Source organism: Rhodococcoides sp. S146-33, assembly GCF_059489205.1.
In genome coordinates, this window is record NZ_JCAJWY010000001.1 from 1 (window position 1) to 13,615 (window position 13,615).

Sequence of the window (13,615 nt, forward strand, 5' to 3'; positions counted from 1 at the left end):
CGGACCTGGGGAATTACGTGACAACTACCCCTGGGGAATTACGAGACCGTCGACACTTGCAGCCATTCATAGTCGATGGGCATGTCTCGGTATCGGCCACGAGCGCCGCTCGCTGTCGATGTCGACGTCGATTCGCATATTGATTGGCACTAGGACTGGCAGCCGAATTCCTATACCAAGGCAACGTGGTGTGATGGTGCTGTCGAACCATGCCAGGTCAAGAACGGTGTCTGCGGAGTCCGACATGGCTCGACTGTTCCAGATCCCGGGTGGGTCCGCACGAGCATTCTAGAGCTTGGTGGTCGCGACAATGATCACAACAAACAGCGTCGGAATGCAGGCAGATCGGAGACGAGGGGGCCAGTCTGGACACCCCCTTATTCTCAGCGTCGCAGGTATTCGTACCGAAGGGCGTTGATGACCGGTCGCAAAATCGCATCACGCCAGTCCACGAGAGGCGATACCTGAGCCACGCGGGGTGCATACCTGCGATCCTTCGATCGTCCTGGGCTACCCCAGTGGAAGCCGTGACGGGGGCGGGACTAGGTGCGGAAGCGTAGGGGCAGTCAGGAGGTTTCCTGGCGTCGCGAAGGTCCGGCGAAGCGAATCAGTTCTTGATCGATCGGCACGGGAGACAACGATGGCAACAAGTTCGGCGGGGGAATTCCAACAGCCTGATGACGTCGAAACACTACCGGTAGTAGCGCGGCCGCTGAAGACTGATTCTGAACTCATTCAGGAAATGACTGCGATTTTTTCTCGCCATCTCAAGGGGAGCGATGTCGCTGTGGATGATGACTTCTTTGGGCTCGGTGGCAACTCCATGATCGGAATCAAGATCATCGATCGAATTTTCCAAGATTACGGCGTGGAGCTATCGGTGCGAGCCTTCTATCTGGCGCAGACACCTGCGAAAGTCGCTGAGCTGGTTGAGATGGGTCGGGCCCAGAAGTGAGGTTGGAGCCCGGAGCCGAGGCGATGGTAGACATTGACGGCATTGACCTGCTCGACCTTGATCTCTTTACCGCTGGTGACCCGCATGCGGTCTGGAGCGTTCTACGCGATCAAGTACCACTGCATCACCAAGCGATGGCTGACGGTCGGGAATTCTGGTCGGTAACACGATACGACGATGTGTGCTCTGTGCTCGGTGACCATCGTCGGTTCACTTCCGAGCGCGGCACGATTGTCACCCACCTCGGCGAAAATGATATCGCCGCGGGCCAGTTGATGACGTCCACCGATCCCCCTCGGCACACGCAGGTCCGTCGAGCGATCGGCGAGCGCCTCACCACCCGTGCAGTTGCGCCGATGGAGGACCGACTCAGGCAGTCGATCGCGACCTTCCTCGATCCTGCGATTAGTGGGGAGATCTGGGATCTAGCCGAAGCTGCGCGGCTTCTTCCAATGTTGGTTGCGGGCCCCCTCCTCGGGATTCCTGAACGCGATTGGCGGGAACTAGTGACGCTGAGCGGTATGGTCGCCGCACCCGCTGACCCGGAATTTCAGTGTGGCAGCCAGTCCGCGACATTGACAATCGCCCATCACGAGATAATCAGCTATATCACCGATTGGGTACAGCAAAAGCGAGCCGTTGGTGGCGAAGACGGGAGCTTGCTCGATCATCTGATGAGCGTAAAAATAGACGATGTTCCGCTCAATGATGACGAAATTGCTTTCGACGGATATAGCTTGCTGTTGGGTGCCAATGCCACAACTCCTCACACTGTATCGGGCACGGTTCTCGCTCTCGTCAATCGGCCCGACCAATTCGCCATGGTTCGCGCAAACCACGCCCTGGTTCCCGGGTTGGTCGAGGAGGGTCTTCGGTGGACTTCGGCAGCGACCAACTTTATGCGCTATGCCGTCACGGATGCCGAAATCGGGGGTGGAACGGTGCCTGCGGGCGGTGCCGTCGTTGCGTGGATCGGCTCGGCAAACCGGGACCAGAAGAAGTTCCTGAACCCTCACGTGTTCGATGTCAGAAGAACCAGCAACAGGCACATTGCGTTTGGGTTTGGTCCGCACTATTGCATCGGTGCACCGCTCGCCCGACTAACTGCTCGAGTCTTCTTTGAAGAGCTAACTACCCGATTCGTGTCGGTTGATCTCGGTGGCCAGCCTCGTCACTTGCGGTCATTTTTCATAGCCGGGTTGGCTAACCTTCCAATTGTTGCCAGAAAGTAGATGACATGGTCGTCGGTTCTCGTCCAGCTCTCGATAGATCGTCCTCTGCCGCAAATGGGGCCGACTCTAAAACACACACTCGGTGGCTGGTCCGGGCTCCGGCGGATGAGGACACGGCGCGCCTATTTTGCTTTCCCCATGCAGGCGCTGGAGCTTCGGTTTTCAGTTCCTGGCCCATCCACTTAGGCGGAATTGGGATATATCCACTCCAGTTTCCCGGACGTGAGAATCGTCTCGGAGAGCAGAACGCCGCTACGTACGGCCAACTCGCCGCAGGTATAGCGCAAGCCCTAAATCCGCATCTTGATCGCCCATTCGCATTCTTTGGACACTGTGTGGGTGCATGGTCGGCTTATGAGACAGCGATCTATCTCAGCGAAGCTGGCATGTCACGACCCCGTCGGCTGTTCGCATCAGGCCAGGCCGCCCCGCATTATTCGGACAACGATCCGATGCTAAAGATGTCTGAGCTCGAATTGCGTAAGAACCTGGCCACTGTATTGAAGAGTAGAGGGGTCGAACCCAGACCGGACATGATCGAGCTCGGTTTCACAGTGTTGTGGAGAGACATCGAAGCTGTGCGGACGTATCAGCGCACTGCTCCAGTTGAGCTGAACTGCCCGATATCAGTCCTGCGCTGGCGCGACGACGCTGACGTTGATCATGAGGCATTCAAGGAATGGAACCGATACTCGAATAATGTCGACATGCACGAACTTGAGGGTGGGAAGTACGAGTTCATCGATCTCTCTGAGAAGCTGCAAACTTTACTCCAAACATGGTGACCGTCATTAAAGCGGTGTCCCGCTAGCGGGGTAGGAAGAGTTCCGGTGCCAGAATGTGTGATCGTTGAGCCGCCGATGTCCTGGCCGACAGGATCGACCAGCGTCTCGATCAGTTGATTCATCGGGCGTTAGCAGCACTGGTGCCAGGGTCGGCTGAATGGAGATCGGCATGGGACAACCAAGGCCCTCCGATCGGACGGGCTCACGTCCTCGGCACTCCTATGTCCGTGCAAAATTGGTCCTTCGCGCGAACGTGCCGACGCCGGAAGTCCAGGATGGCCGTGTCGCAAGCCGGTCTCAACACGGCCGGCTCCACCTCCGGCTCCTCGATGTCAGCCGGTGGCGCGAACGCGCAGAGTGCGTACCGCAGGTGATCGCATCGACGTGGGTCAGCCGAGCTTCTGGGCAATGACTTCCAAAGTGCATTTTCGCACTCCTCCGTATTTCACAAGACACTGCGAGACCTCGTCGGTGACGGCTTACGGCGATGTGACAGGTGAGTGAACTCCGCTCAACTTAGATCCGACTGGAAGGTATGTCCCAAATATTCCTTTCAGCAACGTCTTTCGCGAGCCTTCGGTGGAGCACGTATGGCATGAAGAAGGCAAAAGCATTGCCGATGCTGCGAATCACGTCGCCGCTATGCGACAGAAAATCCATCGAAGTTTGCAAGAGGATCGGTCAAACTTCTTCCAAGCCATCGCATGGGGTGTAAGGTCCACGCACAGAATCAGTGGATGGCAAACGCACTACCTCGCCGCATTGGAGAACTGATAATGACGCCAGAACTCAAAAACATGTTTCGAGTAGGAATATCATTCCTTGTGCTAGCTATTTATGCTCTGGTCTGGGTCTGGCTTTCCGTTTCGACTTGGCAGTATGTTGCGACCGAGACGGCACCCACGTTGCCTGTAAGCGCAGCCAACGCATCGTTAGCAGGACTGCTGGCCACTGCGGTGGCCACAGGGTCTGCAAATGTGTTGGGCTTTAAGCTACCGGAAAACGATGTTCAAACATACGGACAACTGAGCCTGGGTGGGCGCCTGTCGTCGGCTCTTAGGTCTATGTTTTCGGTGTCGGTCCTTCTGACCGCGGGATGCGTCTGTTACATCGTCGTAGGTACTCTCGTACTTGTCACTTATGTGTTCAATCAAGCTGAGTCACCTGGGATAATCGCTGGCTTTGGCTTGGCGATCGTCGCATGGTTCGTTGCGGCCTTTACGAGTATCTTCAGTACTACTGGGTAGAGTTTGCCGTTAAGTCAGCTTCGAATGGCACTACTCGCATCCTGGATGGCTGCTACTTGCAGGTAGTCGGGACGGGGTTTGCGGCGTCTAGCCGAGGCCGCAGGGCAGTTACCCCGATTCATGCACGCCGCCGCGAGACACGCTATGAAGTGGGATCGCTTAATGTCCAGTGCTATGGGGAGTCTTATTACAGCCGTCCGTTCGAGGGGGCGTCACCGGGGCTATCTTCTGTGGTTTCAGTGGTAGTCGAGAGCCTCCGAGATATCGGAGGAAGGCTGCCTTGAGTTCATTCGGCCGTTAAGGGGCCGTGCTCGATTCGTAGATGAGGTCACGAAGCAGCTCGCTTGGCCCTGCCGCAATACTGCCCGCGGCGGCGTCGCGGTAGATACGCGAGGGCACGGCATCTTCGGTATAACCGCGAGCTCCGTGATACTGCAGACATACGGCGGCGGCGCGGCGCGCGAGCTCCGTGGCCTGAAGCTTGGCGATCGATGCGGTGCGGGTACTCAAGGTCCCTGAGATGTGCTGCTGAGCAGCGTGATAGGTGTAATGACGAGTCGTTTCGAGATCGCTGTGTAGGTTAGAAATTTCTTGTCTGACTGACTGTTTAGCGCCCAAAGGAGCTCCGTTAATCTTGTGGGCGCGAGTGAAGGCGTCGAGTAATTCGATGCAGTGCCTCGCACCGCCAAGTGCAAGAAGTGCGGCCGCCAGGCGTTCGAAATCAAGCGCGCGCATCAGATGGAGGATGGCCCTGTCCTGACGTCCGATGAGTGCTCCTTCTGGTACCGGTGTGTCGCGGAAGGTGATGGTGCCGATATCGGCGCTGTGCCATCCGAGCATGGGTGTCTGGACTCGTTCCACCGACTCGTGATGCGCATCGATGATCAGCAGCGATCCACCTACGAGACCGCGTGTGGCGGTCGATTGACCGCTTTTCACCAGCGTGATGAAGACATCGGCCGTGGTCGCGTTGGCGATGTAGGTCTTAGTGCCAGAAACGTTGTAGCCCGCTCCGGTTGCGACGGCGGTTGTGGAGAGTGCGTGAAGATCCGAACCTGATCCCTGTTCGCTGATGGCCAATCCCGCTACGAGGGAGCCCCGACGACAAGGCTCTAGGTAACGCTCCTGTTGTTCCGGTGTACCGAACATCTCAAGGTAGGACGCAGCCATGTACGCGTGCACACCGATACTTGCTCTGATTCCCGCGTAGCCTGTTCGGCCGAGCTCTTCGAGCAATATCGCACTAAACAAAAAATTGGGTCCAGACAAACCATGCTGAAGAAGCCCATGATCGGCAAGGGACCGCCACACGGACTTGTCCATGCGGCGATCCGCCTCCCATTCGTCAGCGTGAGGGAGAATTACTTCCCCGAAGATCTGCCGAACTTCGTCCCGGAAGACATCAAGGGTGCCAATTGCACTGGCTTCGTGGTGGTTTCGCAGTGCCAGAGTATTGACTGCAGTCATGCGATGGAGCTGACGGCGTGTGGGGGCAACACTGCGGTAATAGGGCCCTTGATCTGAAAGACGGCGTTCGGAGTTCCGGCCGCAGCCCAAGTAGTTGAGTATTGAAGCAAGTCCTCGTCGACGACAGTAGTCAGGGGTTGCAGATGGCCAAACGGGGGTACACCCCCAATTGCGTATCCGGTCACGGCCTTGACGAACGCCGCATCCGCCTTGGCGATTTTGACCTGTAGCAGACGTTCGAGTGCTCGTTCGTTGACCCGGTTCGGGCCGCTTGCGAGCACAAGTACCGGGTCGTTCGCCACCGTCGCTCGAAAGACGAGCGACTTGACGATCTGTTCCTTGGCACAGCCAAGGGCAGATGCTGCGTCATCTGCTGTTCGCGTGGATGCGGGGAGTTCGATTACCTGAAAGTCATGGCCGCGATCCTGGAGTGTCTGTTGAAATTGCTGTGCACGTTTGGCCAAAGTCATGAGATCAGCTCTTTCGACGGTGACATGGTCTGTAAGAGTGTTCGCCGGTCGATCTTGCCTGTCGGCGTCAAAGGGAAGTCGTCACAAAGTCTTACTGCAGACGGCACCATGTACGGGGGAAGTTCGGCGTGAAGTTGGCTCTTGATCCAGTCGGGGGTGCACTCTGCGGTGTGCGGGACGATGAATGCGACTAATCGTCTGTCGGGTGCGGTGTCGTCGACGGTGACAAAGCAGTGTTTGACTGAGTCGAATAGATCCAAATGATGTGTGACTTCGCCGATTTCGATTCGGTGGCCGTTGATCTTGACTTGGTCGTCGTCTCGCCCGAGGAAAACTAGGTCACCTGTATCGAGGAAGTACGCGCGGTCCCCCGTACGGTAGAGGCGTTCAGGCCGTCCGTCTATGGTGGCCTCGAAGAACGCATCGTCTGGTGCGGCTCGGGGATCGGTCAAGTATCCAGGTGAGAGACCTGGTCCCGCGAGATGTAGAGTCCCGGATTCTCCTATGCCACAGAGCCGGTTGTTTCTGAGCAAGTACACACGGGTGTTTTGCAGAGGTCGCCCGATCGGGAGCCCAGTGGTTCCCGACTCGATACGTCTGACGGGGTAGTAGGTGGCGAACGTAGTAGCTTCGGTGGGTCCGTAGACGCTGACGATCTTGTCCGGACCGAGAGCCTGTACCGCCATGTCCATATGTTTGAGTGAATGAGCCTCTCCCCCGGTTAAGATGGTGTCGAGGCCGGAGAAAATCGCAGGGTCTTCGTCGATGGCGAGGTTGAACAAAGCCGTCGTCAGAAACAGGGTGGTGATCGAGTTGTCTGCCAAGACTCTTCGAAGCTCCATCAGCCGTACGAACTTGGATGGGTAAAGCACACAGGTGCCGCCAGTGAGCAGGGCACCCCAGATCTCGAATGTTGCTGCGTCGAAGACGACAGGTGCCAGGTGGAGCAGGACGCTTCCCTGTCCGAGCCTTGCGTACCGTGCGTTCTGCACGAGCCTCATCACAGACCGGTGTTGTATCGGGACGCCTTTAGGTGTTCCGGTGGATCCCGAGGTGAAGCAGATGTAGGCAACGCTGTCAGCCTGAGCACCCGTCCGCCGGCGGCCTCCATCGCTTTCGTCGAGTTTCGGTGCCTCGGTGGAAACTACACGCAGCTGCCGGAACCGGGCACTCAACATGTCGGGGTGATCCGAGATCGCCGCGGAGCATTGCGCCAGGCCGATTACGGACTCGATCCTGTTGTCGGGCCAGGAATTGTCGAGCGGGAGGTAGGTGCCACCGGATTTGATTACCGCCAATAGGGCGGTGATCAAATCCGGTGTCCGCGCGACGTCGACAGCAACCACCTCGCCAGGTTGAATCCCTTGTGTGCGCATGTGAGCACACATCTGCTCGGCGCGCTCGTGGAGTGCGCGGTAGGTCAAAACTGTTTTTCGGTGGACCACCGCAATGGCGTCAGGGGTGGCAGTGACCTGCGCATCGAAGACGTCTGCAATCGTACAGTCGTCGAGATAGGGGGCGTCCGTGTCGTTGACGTATGCGTGCAACGAGAGGGCGTCAGGGGACGTCGATACCGTGCGCACTCGCTGTCTCCAATCGTTTGGTGATCATCGCCAACACATCGGTTCTATGGGTGTTGAGGAAAAAGTGACCGCCGGAAATCTCGACGGTTTCGAGCTCATCTGTGGTGTGTTCCCGCCATCCCTGTGTGGCGCGAAGGCTGTCGATGGAGTCGTCACGCCCGTAGAACGCAGTGATAGGCGTGTCGAGCGCAATGCCCGCGTGTCGATCGCCCCATTGTTCTGCCAGCGCGATGTCACGGCGGACCGTAGGAGAGAGCACGTCCATGAGTACCTTGTTTGCCAGTAGCTCCGGTGGTGTTCCACCAAGAAGCCGGAGAGCTTTGCGAAATTCGTCTTCATCGAGGGTGTGCATGAAGGGAAGGCGCTGAGGCGTTCTGGGACTGCGAGAGCCTGACACAAACAGACGGTCTGCGGAGTGAACGCCGCGGACAGCCAGGGCGTGAAGTACCTCATAGGCCAGCCTCGCACCAAAGCTGTGGCCGAAGAAGGCGTAGCGACCGTCCAGATAGGGCGTGATTGCGGTAGTGACATCCTCGATCAGGGATGGCCATTCCGTGTGTGCCCGTTCGGATATACGGGTGGACCTGCCTGGGAGGCGAACTGCGAGCAGTTCGATCTCTGCCGGCAGTAGCTGCGCCCAGGGTCGGAAGATGTCGTGGGTTCCGCCGGCGTACGGGAAGCAGACCAACGTCGTCTTCGATTGGCCGCCAACAGTGCCCAACTGGGCAATCCAGCGATCCTCCGCTTCCGCCACAGTCAGAGACTGTCTGCCGAGTCGAGCCTGGTCGTCGATCGAGCGATGGTCGCGGCGATCTCTGCAATGGTGGGCCGCTCGAACAGGTCGTCGGGCGGCAATGCGTCTTCACCGAAGGCGTCCTCCGCACGAGCAATCAACTTCAGTGCTGTCAAAGAGGTTGCCCCGACTGCGAAGATGTCGTTTGCGGTTTCCGTGATCGGAAGCCCGAGTGAGATGCATGTTTCGAGTACCCACGCTTCGGTAGTGGAACTACTGCTGACAGTCATCCCTGAACCCCTCCCCGTGGAACGAAGCGATGTCCATTGACCGTGCTGTCGGCAAACTTGTTGTAGCCGTACTCGTCCCGTCCCGAGACCAAGACGTTTCCGAATTTGTCCAAGCTTGCTTCGCCGCCGAACTCGGCCAGCGCATCGGAGTAGGGATAGACCCGTACCGAGGTCGGAAGATAGCGTCCGGCGAACCCGAGCCGCATCTTGTCGGTGAGGCCGCTGTGCGGATGCGATGCATGCATCAACGTTGACCAGAAGATAATGAACTGACCCTGCCTCATCACCTGGGATACGGCCTTCGACTCGTCGGGACTCCAGTTCGGGTCCTTTTGTAGCTGGCGGTAGTCGTACCCGAAGAATCCTCGCCGGGTTCCGTCCTTCTCGACCTTGTTTACCGAGTCGGCGTCGTACTCCATGGTCTTCGACTCGTCGTAGTTCATCGTCTTGTGTGACCCTGGAATGAACTGCAGGCAGCCGTTGTCGATGGAGGCTTCGGTGAACGCCGACCAGACGGTGATTGTTCCACCGAATTCAGCGTCGTCCGGCCAGACGATCTGTGGGTGCTTGGAGCCGGCGACGTTGGAGAAATTGTCGGCCTGGTGCCAGTCGGTGCCCTCGTCCCCAGGATACTTCGGGAAGAATTCGCTTCTCCAGCACAAGGTGTCGGGTCCAAGAATGCTCGAGACTCGGTCGACTATCTCGGGTCTCGTGATGTGGTCGGCAAGGAAGTCGATATCCAAGTGGCGGTCGTAGTTCGACAGATTCGTGACCCCAGAGACTGCGCTTTCGCCCTTGTATATCGCATTCTTGGTATTCAGGAGTTTCGGGCGAAGAGCACGAAGGTTTTGCTCCATCTCGTCGGGCTCATACAGGTCGAATGGCCCGATGTAGCCGTCTCGGTGGAACTGTTCCAGCTCGGCGCTGGTGAGCGCGAAGTCAATTGTCTGCTGTTGCACGGTTTTCCTTTCGTTCACTCCGAAGGCAGTAACGCCACACGGACTGCTGATCAGCTGGTGCTTCTTCTGTTGAGGTAGTTCTGGATGGTTTGTGCTGCGAAGCTGATGTGGCGTTCGAGCACACGAACTGCTTCCTCGACTGCCTGTCCTCTCGCTGCCTCGATGAGTGCCCTGTGATCGTCTTGGGCCAGCTCCTCGATCCCCAGCGCCGCCAGATGAAAACGAAGCAGTCGTTCTTCGTCCTGCAGCTCGCTCTCGACCATTCGCAGGAGCTTGGTGTTTCCGGCGCGACGGTACAAACACATGTGAAATTTGGCGTTCTCTCGCCCGAGAACATGCAAGTCGGTCGTCTGCTCCATGGCGCTCACATGACTCTCCGCTTCTGCGAGGTCGTCGACTGTCAGGTGCGGTACGGATTTCCTCAACGCTGCAGGTTCGAGCGCGAGGCGCACTTCATAGGTTTCAGCCGCATCGGTCGCGGTGACCTGGGTGACCATTGCTCCCCTGTTCGGCACGATCGTCACCAACGCATGTGATTGAAGCTGCAGGAGTGCCTCTCGGACCGGCATTCGACTCACCCCGAACACGCGCGCCAGCTCCTCTTGACGCAGGGTGGTTCCGCTCGGGATTCGCCCGTCGAGAATGGCGGATGCAAGCGTCTCCTCGATCAACGCTCTTGCGAGGTGAGGCTCGGTCGTCACGGTTCCCAGAACGTCGAGAACAGGGGTCGGTCGAGAGGTCATCAAGAACTCCAATCATTCGAAATGTTGCTTAATCATCCCCCTTGACTGTTGCTAGCGAATGCGGTGTAGTAAATCGGATCCTGGATCCAAGTTGACTCTAAGTATGCCGAACGAATGTGTCAAGACATCCGATACAGCCCCTCCGGTCAGTGCAACATGCTGGTCGGTGAGGCAAGGAAGGTGCGCGTTGATGGAAATCTGCGTGTGTTCGTCGTGGGTCTTTCAGTCGCCGAGCAGGCTTCCGACCTCCAAGCGATGGCAAATGCCGCTGCAGCTGGACGGGTTCTCCACTCGGGGCGATCTTGATGGACCTCCAGAACCGGAGGAGCAATCGGCGCACCACGCCCTTCTCATGTCGACGGCGAGGAACTAAGTGGACCCTGTCAACTCTGATCACTACCCACACGCTTCTCGTGCGCAGCCGGTCACAGCCGGGATTGTTACTGCCCTCGTGGGGTTCACCAGCTCGTTCGCGGTTGTTTTGACCGGTTTACGTGCAGTCGGCGCATCCGACACCCAGGCGGCATCGGGACTGCTGGCCCTATGTGTAGTGATGGGTTTGGGGATCGTATTCCTCGCAAGCCGATACCGGATACCCATCACTTTGGCGTGGTCCACTCCGGGAGCAGCGCTGCTAGCGGGCGCTGGTTCGGTCGTTGGGGGCTGGCCTGCGGCGTTGGGAGCCTTCGTTCTGGTCGGCGTCGCGATCGTTCTCACCGGTCTCATACCGAAACTCAGCACTCTCATTGCCGCCATCCCAGTCTCACTCGCACAAGCAATGCTGGCCGGCATACTCCTGCCGTTGTGTACTGCCCCTGTATCGGCGGTAGTTCACACACCTCAAACGATTGCGCCAGTGGTCATCACATGGTTGATCCTGCAACGTTTCTACCCACGTTGGTCAGTTCTGGCAGCTTTCACAGTCGCGGCCATTGTTATTGCTGTGGACCGAGTTACCTCGAACAACTCGGTCTCCTTCGGCAGCATCGTGCCACGTCTAGAACTGGTGATGCCGCAGTGGACATGGCAGGCAGCTGTTGCTCTGGCGCTGCCTTTGTATGTCGTCACCATGGCATCGCAGAACGTTCCCGGATCAGCGGTGATGGCGTCGTACGGTTACACCGTTCCCTGGCGTTCGTCGATGGTCTTGACTGGCATTGGTACGGCGGTAGCCGCTCCAGCCGGCGCACACGCTATCAATCTTGCTGCGATAAGTGCGGCGCTGGCCGCCGACGAACAAGCCCATCCAGATCCGCGCAAGCGATGGATTGCGGCCCTCACCGCGGGGTGGGCCTACCTCCTGCTAGGAGGGTGTTCCGCTGCTCTGGCGGCCCTCATTGTTGTTGCCCCGGCCGGAATCGTCGAGACCATTGCAGGCCTGGCTCTTTTCGGCACCCTAGCTTCAGCACTGACTTCCGCCTTACACCGCGATGCTGACAGACATAGCGCAGCGATCACATTTGTAGTCGCGGCATCGGGGGTGAGTGCCGCAGGGATCGGCTCAGCATTTTGGGCGCTCATCGCCGGCCTCGCAGTTCACGCCCTCGGATTCGTTCGGCGGCGTCCTGGCGGGTCGAAGGGCCACACCAGCACCGGTGCCCACACCGCCGAAGAGAGCGTCGCATGAGTAGAGCCGTTGATTCACGGGTGACAGGACAGTCCAGAGGTACGAGAAATGCAGCACTGCAACGTAATGCGACTGTCAGGTGTTGCTCGACTCGGCCGGCGGCGGCGGCGGTGACCGAGCTTTGGACTGGACCGATTGGTAGTCACGATGCCCGACGGGCGATTGCCAAAGAGCTACCGAGGAGCTTCATTCGATGATTGTTCTTACCAACCCGGTATCGAGCGGAACTGCGCTGGCTCGGGCGTTCGACGAGCGAACCAGCGATACGCTGCGCATCTACACACCAGAACTGGTTCCAGCTGATTATGGCGACAGGACACTCGTACACCAAGATTTAGAAGAGACCTGCGTGACACTCGCCCGGGCGGGCGCAAGTCATGTAGTTGCGGCCAGCGAATACGGCGTAACGCTTGCCGATGAATTGAACGATCGACTCGGCTTACCCGGAAACGATCCGCTTCTGTCGGGGGCACGTCGTGATAAGTACCTGATGATCCGCGCCATCAACGAAGCACGAGTACCAATCGGCAATGCAGTCATCGTGCAATCAATCGCGGAAATGACGGCTGCGCTGGATGGGTGCGAGTTTCCGATCATGGTCAAGCCGGTGGACAGTGCCGGAAGTGACGGGTGCAGGGTCTGCCCCGACCGTCTGGCCGCGCACAGAGCCGGTGCAGCGTTGTTGGGAAACCGGAATCTCCTGGGCCGAAACAATGATCGAGTTCTGTTGCAGGAGTACTTCAGCGGGCCTCAATACGTCGTCAACACGGTGAGCATCGGTGGGACTCATCTGCTGTCCGACTACTACCACTGTCGCATCGACGAAGTCGAGGAAGGTGCCCCGGTGTATCGACATATGAGGGCACCGCAGCTGTTGGACGACCGAGACCACGACGTCATCCGCTACACACTTCGATGCCTTGATGCACTAGGGATCAAGGAGGGGGCCGCACACTCGGAGGTTCGGATGACGTCGAACGGCCCGCGTATGGTGGAGGTCAATTCGCGCGTGATGGGTCCATGCCTGGAACCTGATCCATATTTCGCCGCATTGGGAACGACGCACCAGCACGCGACGGCCGAGCGATACCTCGATCCGGAGGCGTTCAGGGCACGCTTCGAGGTGCCGTATCGAGCCCGGAAGCACCTCGCCAAGGTGTTCTTGCGCGCGCACAGCGAGGGAACGATAGCGGCTGTTCCGGGCCTCGCGGCCCTACGCCGACTTCCTAACCTGCACACCGTTGTCGGCGTCCCCGGTGCCGGCACCACTGTCCGCGACCGGCTGCTGACTACCGGTTTCACTGGAATTGCGTTCCTCGTCGATGACGACGGGGACCGTCTGACCGAGTCGTTGGCGACTATTCACGACCTCGAAAACGCCGGACAGCTCTTCGACATCGTTCCCGACGACCGACTGGACAGGAAGGCATGATGCACGGCGAGAAGTTTGACGAGGTACAGGACACTGAACAAACTGGGTCGACCGTCCGCGGAGCGTTACCAGTACACGACCCGACGGCCAAC

General features: G+C 58.3%; 12 protein-coding genes and 1 pseudogene. 5 read left to right on the plus strand and 8 right to left on the minus strand.

From position 1 onward, the window contains the following. Window positions 1-640 precede the first annotated feature (640 nt). Genes AC5WEY_RS00005 through AC5WEY_RS00015 form a run of 3 tightly spaced genes read left to right on the plus strand, consistent with a single transcriptional unit; the run spans window position 641 to window position 2,972 of the window. The gene (locus AC5WEY_RS00005; RefSeq protein WP_495644153.1) at window positions 641-955 is read left to right on the plus strand and encodes a phosphopantetheine-binding protein; all 315 of its coding nucleotides are present in this window, start codon (window positions 641-643) and stop codon (window positions 953-955) included. A 23-nt stretch (window positions 956-978) separates the two neighbouring features. Next, entirely contained in the window at window positions 979-2,187 is a 1,209-nt protein-coding gene (locus tag AC5WEY_RS00010) for a cytochrome P450 (RefSeq protein ID WP_495644154.1), read from the plus strand. 5 nt (window positions 2,188-2,192) lie between these two features. Further along, entirely contained in the window at window positions 2,193-2,972 is a 780-nt protein-coding gene (locus tag AC5WEY_RS00015) for a thioesterase II family protein (RefSeq protein WP_495644155.1), read from the plus strand. Between the two features lie 1,544 nt (window positions 2,973-4,516). Here AC5WEY_RS00015 and AC5WEY_RS00020 read toward each other — a convergent pair. From AC5WEY_RS00020 to AC5WEY_RS00055, 8 genes and pseudogenes are all read right to left on the minus strand, one after another. Next, window positions 4,517-5,686, minus strand: a complete 1,170-nt coding sequence (locus AC5WEY_RS00020; protein ID WP_495644156.1) for an acyl-CoA dehydrogenase family protein — start codon at window positions 5,684-5,686, stop codon at window positions 4,517-4,519. Then, window positions 5,683-6,156, minus strand: a complete 474-nt coding sequence (locus AC5WEY_RS00025; protein ID WP_495644157.1) for a YbaK/EbsC family protein — start codon at window positions 6,154-6,156, stop codon at window positions 5,683-5,685. The genes AC5WEY_RS00020 and AC5WEY_RS00025 overlap by 4 nt, the downstream gene beginning before the upstream one ends. Further along, window positions 6,153-7,739, minus strand: coding sequence for an amino acid adenylation domain-containing protein (locus AC5WEY_RS00030; protein WP_495644158.1), 1,587 nt, complete (start codon window positions 7,737-7,739; stop codon window positions 6,153-6,155). The genes AC5WEY_RS00025 and AC5WEY_RS00030 overlap by 4 nt, the downstream gene beginning before the upstream one ends. Continuing rightward, on the minus strand, window positions 7,714-8,493 hold the full coding sequence (locus tag AC5WEY_RS00035) for a thioesterase II family protein (protein WP_495644159.1): 780 nt from the start codon (window positions 8,491-8,493) through the stop codon (window positions 7,714-7,716). The genes AC5WEY_RS00030 and AC5WEY_RS00035 overlap by 26 nt, the downstream gene beginning before the upstream one ends. A gap of 2 nt (window positions 8,494-8,495) precedes the next feature. Beyond that, window positions 8,496-8,762, minus strand: a complete 267-nt coding sequence (locus tag AC5WEY_RS00040; protein WP_426374249.1) for an acyl carrier protein — start codon at window positions 8,760-8,762, stop codon at window positions 8,496-8,498. Next, window positions 8,759-9,721 carry a chlorinating enzyme gene (locus AC5WEY_RS00045; protein ID WP_495644160.1) on the minus strand — a complete coding sequence of 321 codons (963 nt, stop codon included), beginning with the start codon at window positions 9,719-9,721 and terminating at the stop codon, window positions 8,759-8,761. Before AC5WEY_RS00045 ends, AC5WEY_RS00040 begins: the two co-directional genes overlap by 4 nt. A gap of 50 nt (window positions 9,722-9,771) precedes the next feature. After that, window positions 9,772-10,218, minus strand: coding sequence for a GntR family transcriptional regulator (locus AC5WEY_RS00050; RefSeq protein WP_495645490.1), 447 nt, complete (start codon window positions 10,216-10,218; stop codon window positions 9,772-9,774). Window positions 10,219-10,224: 6 nt separating this feature from the next. After that, window positions 10,225-10,464, minus strand: a pseudogene (locus tag AC5WEY_RS00055) (GntR family transcriptional regulator); the annotation flags it as partial. Between the two features lie 373 nt (window positions 10,465-10,837). Here AC5WEY_RS00055 and AC5WEY_RS00060 point away from each other — a divergent pair. Then, entirely contained in the window at window positions 10,838-12,091 is a 1,254-nt protein-coding gene (locus tag AC5WEY_RS00060; RefSeq protein WP_495644161.1) for a benzoate/H(+) symporter BenE family transporter, read from the plus strand. Between the two features lie 193 nt (window positions 12,092-12,284). After that, entirely contained in the window at window positions 12,285-13,523 is a 1,239-nt protein-coding gene (locus tag AC5WEY_RS00065) for an ATP-grasp domain-containing protein (protein ID WP_495644162.1), read from the plus strand. Window positions 13,524-13,615 lie beyond the last annotated feature (92 nt).

What these genes read in the sequence shown, in the direction of transcription:
- AC5WEY_RS00020 (WP_495644156.1), bottom strand. Translation starts at nt 5,686, where the DNA reads ATGACTGCAGTCAATACTCTGGCACTGCGAAACCACCACGAAGCCAGT.
- AC5WEY_RS00025 (WP_495644157.1), bottom strand. Translation starts at nt 6,156, where the DNA reads ATGACTTTGGCCAAACGTGCACAGCAATTTCAACAGACACTCCAGGAT.
- AC5WEY_RS00040 (WP_426374249.1), bottom strand. Translation starts at nt 8,762, where the DNA reads ATGACTGTCAGCAGTAGTTCCACTACCGAAGCGTGGGTACTCGAAACA.
- AC5WEY_RS00015 (WP_495644155.1), top strand. Translation starts at nt 2,193, where the DNA reads ATGGTCGTCGGTTCTCGTCCAGCTCTCGATAGATCGTCCTCTGCCGCA.
- AC5WEY_RS00005 (WP_495644153.1), top strand. Translation starts at nt 641, where the DNA reads ATGGCAACAAGTTCGGCGGGGGAATTCCAACAGCCTGATGACGTCGAA.
- AC5WEY_RS00050 (WP_495645490.1), bottom strand. Translation starts at nt 10,218, where the DNA reads ATGGTCACCCAGGTCACCGCGACCGATGCGGCTGAAACCTATGAAGTG.
- AC5WEY_RS00065 (WP_495644162.1), top strand. Translation starts at nt 12,285, where the DNA reads ATGATTGTTCTTACCAACCCGGTATCGAGCGGAACTGCGCTGGCTCGG.
- AC5WEY_RS00010 (WP_495644154.1), top strand. Translation starts at nt 979, where the DNA reads ATGGTAGACATTGACGGCATTGACCTGCTCGACCTTGATCTCTTTACC.